Annotated in this window: 4 protein-coding genes; 2 read left to right on the top strand and 2 right to left on the bottom strand. The window is 57.5% G+C overall.

The window, feature by feature from the left end; genetic code table 11:
• Positions 1–28: 28 nt before the first annotated feature.
• Entirely contained in the window at positions 29–274 is a 246-nt protein-coding gene (locus LEP6406_RS0209580; protein ID WP_008311527.1) for a hypothetical protein, read from the bottom strand.
• A gap of 335 nt (positions 275–609) precedes the next feature.
• Here LEP6406_RS0209580 and LEP6406_RS0209575 point away from each other — a divergent pair, with 335 nt between their 5' ends.
• Positions 610–3,084, top strand: a complete 2,475-nt coding sequence (locus LEP6406_RS0209575) for an ATP-dependent Clp protease ATP-binding subunit (protein ID WP_008311528.1) — start codon at positions 610–612, stop codon at positions 3,082–3,084.
• 192 nt (positions 3,085–3,276) lie between these two features.
• Here the strand turns inward: LEP6406_RS0209575 and LEP6406_RS0209570 are convergent, their stop codons facing one another.
• Positions 3,277–5,337: an FAD-dependent oxidoreductase gene (locus LEP6406_RS0209570; RefSeq protein WP_027269002.1), complete on the bottom strand. Its 2,061-nt coding sequence runs from the start codon at positions 5,335–5,337 to the stop codon at positions 3,277–3,279.
• 419 nt (positions 5,338–5,756) lie between these two features.
• Between LEP6406_RS0209570 and uraH the strand changes: the two genes are divergently transcribed.
• The gene (gene uraH / locus LEP6406_RS0209560) at positions 5,757–6,119 is read left to right on the top strand and encodes a hydroxyisourate hydrolase (RefSeq protein WP_008311530.1); all 363 of its coding nucleotides are present in this window, start codon (positions 5,757–5,759) and stop codon (positions 6,117–6,119) included.
• Positions 6,120–6,209 lie beyond the last annotated feature (90 nt).

Genomic DNA, 6,209 nt, shown 5'->3' with positions numbered 1-6,209 from the left:
CCCCCCCACCCCATCACACCCCCACTCCTCAACGACCCCCTACCGTAACCTCCGCCATGTCTTGGGCAACAGCCTCCTCGACGGGTTCTAGACGATAGCCCAGTACCTGAATTCCTCGGCAAAACATGCCGAGCTTGGAGTGCAGTTCAAAGGCAGGGGGCTTTTCTTGCTCCCACTCTTGCTGGGTATAGATTTGGGAGCGTTCGGTCCCGGACGTGACTATGACGGGGATGCGCCGTGAGCGCGATACGAGGATATGGGTAGCCTGGAACATATCAACCTCCAACGAGTATCTGCTAGGAAACTGGGACTGGGGGATTCAGGATCAGCCGTCAGCCCTTCGTCAGCCCTTACCCTAAGACTTAACCAAAGTCCATACACCGTAGCAAACAATGTTACGATGTGTAAACGCCTCTCAGAAAATCGAGAAAGGTCAGCAATAGGCCGTTTTATTCGGCTCTCCGTACTGCCAACACGGAAGAATTGTTTGTACAGTTTCTTTACAGAGGTGAGAACGTTCGTCACGGAAGCAGGGCTATTGTCCTTGTGGATCCGTGCCAAGGGGGTCGCTGTGGCACCGTCCTCGCACACACAACTACCGTGGGTCTTATGTTTGAGCACTTCACCAACACTGCGATCGCTGTAATTATGAAGGCCCAAGAAGAGGCCCGACGATTGCAGCATAATTTTGTCGGCACCGAGCAACTGCTCTTGGGCATCCTCAAACAGGGCAACAGCCAAGCCGCCAGCGTTCTAGCGGACTTAGGCATCACCCTGGAAAGTGCCCGTCAGGAAGTAGAAGCCATTATTGGACGAGGCAGCGGTAATCCCCCGGTGGAAGTGCCCTTTACCCCCAAGGTGAAGCAGGTCTTCGAGCAAGCCTTTCAAGAGGCTCGCAAGTTGGATGCCGATTACATTGGCCCTGAGCATTTGCTCCTCAGTTTGACTCAGAGCGATGAAAGTGTCGCCTACCGAGTGATCGAAAATTTGGGCGTCCCCCCTACCAAGCTGAGAACTCGCCTTATCCAGGAACTGGGGGAAGTGGCGGCGGTGCCAGCGGGGGTAGACCGCTTCGAGCGCCAGGATGGGAAGAAGAAGCGGTCCAGTGTACTGGCGGAATTTAGTACCGACATCACTGCCCTAGCGGCGGCGGGCAAGTTAGACCCCGTCATCGGTCGTGCTCTGGAAATTGAGCGGGTGGTGCAAATCCTCGGTCGTCGCACCAAGAATAACCCCGTCCTCGTGGGAGAGCCGGGGGTGGGGAAAACTGCGATCGCAGAGGGACTAGCCCAACGTATCGTCAACCAAGACGTGCCCCCCGAACTCTTTGGCAAACGCATCCTCAGCCTCGACATGGGGCTGCTATTGTCCGGTACTCGCTTCCGGGGCGACTTTGAAGAACGCATTACCCAAGTCATTAAGGAAGTGCGAGAAGACCGCTCCATCATCCTCGCCATCGACGAACTCCATACCCTAGTGGGGGCCGGTTCCCTAGAGGGTGGCACCGATGCTGCCAACCTGCTCAAGCCCGCCCTAGCGCGAGGAGAACTTCAGTGCATTGGGGCCACCACCCTGGATGAGTTCCGCAAGTACATCGAGCGAGACGCCGCCTTAGAGCGCCGCTTCCAATCCGTGCGGATCAATCCCCCCTCAGTTACAGAAACCATCGAGATTCTCCAGGGTCTGCGCAGCCGCTACGAACAGTTCCACCAGATTGTCTTGGAGGATGATGCCCTTACTGCAGCGGCTCAACTCTCAGACCGTTACATCAGCGACCGCCACCTGCCAGACAAAGCCATCGACCTCATTGATGAAGCAGGGTCGCGGGTAAAGCTGCGCCACCAGCTCAACTACCCCTCCCGCGAACTCAAGCAAGCCTTTCGCCAAGTCAACCAGGATTTAGAAGGCGCAGTGCTTCGCCAAGACTTTCCCGCCGCTGGGACATTGCAGGAACAGCGCCAGCAGCTTCTAGAAGAAATCACCGCCGGACAGGGGGACGCCGACTCTAAGCACGCCCGTCGCCTGCCCCTAGTAGGGGAAGACGACATCGCCGAGATTGTCGCCTCCTGGACTGGTGTTCCCGTCACCCGCATGACGGAGTCCGAAGCCGCTCAACTCCTTCACCTAGAGGACACCCTACACGAGCGCGTCATTGGTCAGAACGAGGCGGTAATGGCGGTGTCCCGAGCCATTCGTCGGTCCCGCGTGAATCTCTCCAGCCCCGATCGGCCCATCGCCAGCCTGATCTTCTCCGGCCCCACCGGGGTGGGTAAAACGGAGTTAACCAAGGCTCTAGCCATGGCCCTCTTTGGTTCTGAAGAGGCCATGATTCGCCTGGATATGTCGGAATTCATGGAACCTCATACGGTGGCCAAACTGCTGGGTTCCCCTCCCGGATTCGTGGGCTATGAAGAAGGAGGGCAACTGACGGAGGCAGTGCGCCGTAAACCCTACGCCGTCGTGCTCATGGACGAAATCGAAAAGGCCCACCCCGATGTCTTCAATATTCTTCTGCAACTGCTGGAGGATGGTCGCCTGACGGACGCCAAAGGTCGCACCGTCAGCTTCAAAAACACACTGATCATCATGACCTCTAATATTGGTTCGCGGGTGATTGAAAAGGGCGGCGGCGGTCTCGGCTTCGACACCTCGGAAAATGACGCGGCTACCAGCCAGTACCAGAACATCCGCAATCTGGTGCAGGAGGAAATGAAGCAATTCTTCCGCCCTGAACTGCTGAACCGTCTGGACGAAATCATCGTCTTCCGGCAGCTCACGCGCTCGGAGGTGATGGAGGTGGCGGACTTACTCCTAGTGCAGGTCAACCAACGACTAGCGGAGCGGCAGATTCAGGTCAGCCTCACCGAGGCTTTCAAAGAGCGCCTCATTCAGGAGGGCTACGATATCCGCTACGGTGCCCGCCCCATGCGCCGTGCCATCTCTCGCCTCGTGGAGGATGGCCTCGCGGAAGCCATCCTCCGCAGCGACATTCAACCGGGGGACACCGTCACCCTTGATGTGGATGCCAATGGTGAAGTCCAAGTGCAACCCCAACGCCAGCCCGCCCTCGCCGGAGCCCGCTGAGGAACCCGGATCCTTGTAATGTAGTGGGCAATTACAGGGTGTTAACTCAAAGTGGGACCAATCTCCTGGGGAGGAGTCAGTAGCCAAGAATTCAGGCCAAGAATTCAGGAGCTAGGAGAGTACTGACTCCTAACTCCTGAGTTCCTTTGTCCCAATATTGTCCCGGCTTACGTTGATACCCCGATTACAGGATTACCAGGGACGCCAGTCATCCCAGCTCTCATTGAAGATGGAGGTTTCGGGGAAGGCAATGGGGTTGCCATTACGGATCAACTCCTGCTGTAGAACTTCCAATAGGGGCTCCTGACTGGGGAGGTTATCCACTAGTTCGTAGGGGAAAATTCCTTGGCGCAGGGCAAAGTCAATAGTGGTGCCTGCTGCGGCCCCCACGGACCATTCAAAGGAATGGACCCGATAGGCGGCGGCGGCAATGGTGCTGGCGGCGATGCTTTTGCTGGCCACCAGCATGTTGTCTAAGCGCTGGGGAATCATCGCCCGCAGGGGAATCTGGGCCGGGTAGGCTTGACCGTGGGCTTTGCGGACGCCGGGACGCTCGATATTGCCGGGAGCTTCGGGGGGAGATTCGGCCATGCAGGGGTGGAAGTCGATGGCATATTGGGCAATGCCTACGGAGTCGGGGTAAATGCGCGATCGCGTCCGCCGCTGAATTTCTTCTGGGGGGGTGCGGTTCAAAATCGTATCGATGACGCTCAGCCCCGCCAGTTCTCGCCAGAGAGCGAGGTAATCTGACTCCGAGAGGGTTTCTCGGTACTGCTCTCGCCGGAAGTCAGCCCAAGAGAAGTCCACCTCATGGATAGTAAAGCCATCGGTATAGCCGGGGCTGGGACGCCCAATAATCCGCCGACCTTCGCGAATGTAGGGGTACTTGGATAACCCGTGGGCAGTGCCCATGGGGGCATCAAAGCCCCTCAGAAACCGGCTGTTGGGATTGGGCACCTTAAAGCCTTCCCCCAGTTGAGAATCGGTGGTGCCGGTGGTCAGCCAGTAGTAATATGCGATCGCATTTTCCTCCCCCCGACGCAGGGCCTCCGTTCGTAGTCCCCCGCGCCAACCACCGGGAGCCAGTTGTCCATCCTGACGGAGTTGTTCTGGGGTATAGATCAGATTGTCCTGGGCAGTGCCGGGGCGGTAATCATTGCCCCAGGTCCAGTTCTGCATAGAGATATCACCAGGCTGGGGACGGCCTACCCCAGCAATACGCTCTGCTCGTCGGGGCTGCACAGCCCAGAGGCGACGGTAGGTAAACACAAAGTCGTAGTAATCCTCGGGGGCAAACCCCTGACGCGGATTCTCGTAGCTAAAGTAGGGCTCGTATTGGGGGTAGAACTCCGGCACAATCTGGGGCTGGGGTTCTGCCATCTTCTCCATAGCAAAGGTGTAGGTGAAGCCCTGGGTACAGTAGGCATCGTTGCTGGTGACGGGAGAGGAGGGATCTAAGGGTGATCGGGCATCCAAGCCCAAGCGATAGGGCAATTGGGCCAGGGCAATCAGCTCCCCCGTTTCCGTGGCCTCTACCACGTACCAGTCGGCGGGACCAGCGGTGGCCTCGGTGGGCACAAACTGAATGATGGTTTTCTGAAGCCGAGGGGAATCGCTGTACTCATAAGCATCCTCAATCACCATAGAGAGGGGCTCGGTATTCAGGGGCGGTGTTCCTGGCGCGGGGCGATGCTGCACAGCCACCAAGCTGGCTACCTGGCTGCCGTCGGCATTGTAGGTGAGATCCTTGGGCACCGTATTGGGGAACCACTTCAACTCACCGCCTCCAGCTCGAGCCGCCTCCGCCAGCATTTCTGAAAGCATGGTGTGGGCATCCTCCGGCAAAAAACAGGCGGCACTGACCCAGCAGTCCCCCGGATTTTGCCGACCACCGTAGTAGGCACGAACGCGATCGCGCAGGGCCAGATAGCCCTGGGCATAGAACAAAAGCTGGCGCTGCCGCCGCGACTCATCCAAAGCCGTCGTCCCCTGAGAGGAAATCTGTCCCCCCAGCCAATCCGTCAGCTCCGTCAGGCAAACGGTGCGCCCCGCCTTGAGGCTCTCATAGGCGGTGGCGGTTCCCGCTAGCCCCCCGCCCACAATCAACACCTCACAGGTCACCGTGGCATCCGGATTCCGAGGTAGGGGTAACGCCGTCTCGGGGGGTGTCTGTGCTCGAACCGATAGCGATCCTCCTAGTCCCAAGAGCAGCAGCACCGATCCCAATGTCGTCCTGAAGAATCTTTGCCTCATTCCCGTCACCATGGCCAATGTCTTACAGCGAATCTCTTACAGCGAATGTCTGGCAGCGAATGTCTGGCAGCGAATGTCTGGCAGCGAATGTCTGGCAGCGTTATTGCCGCCTCTAGCTTAGAGCCCTCCCTCTCTTTCCGACAATACTAAAGTTCTCTCCATGCCTGATTACCTATGCCTGATGGTTCAGGAACCCGTTCTTGAGTGTGAGGGAGCAGACAACATAACTCGTAAACTTCCGACGGTTAACCGTGTCCCCTAACACCTTGTAGCGATCGTTGAGGAAGGTTAGGACATCGATATAGCGATTCAGGTATGGCTATTCAGGCTACGCTGAAGGGCAATTGCCAAGTTTTCGATCTGCTGTTGCATAATCTTGCCTTGGGGATAGTCCACCCCACCACCCCACTCCCCACCCTATGACCGGAAAACTTACGACCCATGTTTTGGACACGGCCCAAGGTCACCCCGCCGCTTACATGGCCCTAGAGCTTTGGTACCTAGCGCCTGCCGGGGATGTCAAAAGCCTGATGACGACCACGCGCACCAACGCCGATGGTCGCACTGATGCGCCGCTACTGGAGGGGGAGGATTTTATCCTCGGCGTCTATGAGTTGCTCTTTGATGTGCAAAGCTATTTTGCCACTCAGCCCCTAGACCTCCCCGATCCCCCCTTTCTGGGGTGGGTGCCCCTCCGCTTCACCATTGCGGATGTTACTGCCCACTACCATGTGCCTTTACTGGTATCCCCTTGGTCCTACAGCACCTACCGGGGTAGTTAGAGCCTATCTGGCATCCTGTTTTGGCTAGGACATATCCAGGAATTGGTATGAATTAAGGAGTTAGCGATCCAATAACGTGGGATAGCCGTC

Source organism: Leptolyngbya sp. PCC 6406 (assembly GCF_000332095.2).
Lineage (GTDB): Bacteria > Cyanobacteriota > Cyanobacteriia > Phormidesmidales > Phormidesmidaceae > PCC-6406.
The sequence above is the reverse complement of the archived record's forward strand: the minus strand, read 5'-3'. Positions and strand labels throughout refer to the sequence as shown.

Coding starts and splice junctions, on each gene's coding strand:
- LEP6406_RS0209580 (WP_008311527.1), bottom strand. CDS start 274: ATGTTCCAGGCTACCCATATCCTCGTATCGCGCTCACGGCGCATCCCC.
- uraH (WP_008311530.1), top strand. CDS start 5,757: ATGACCGGAAAACTTACGACCCATGTTTTGGACACGGCCCAAGGTCAC.
- LEP6406_RS0209570 (WP_027269002.1), bottom strand. CDS start 5,337: ATGAGGCAAAGATTCTTCAGGACGACATTGGGATCGGTGCTGCTGCTC.
- LEP6406_RS0209575 (WP_008311528.1), top strand. CDS start 610: ATGTTTGAGCACTTCACCAACACTGCGATCGCTGTAATTATGAAGGCC.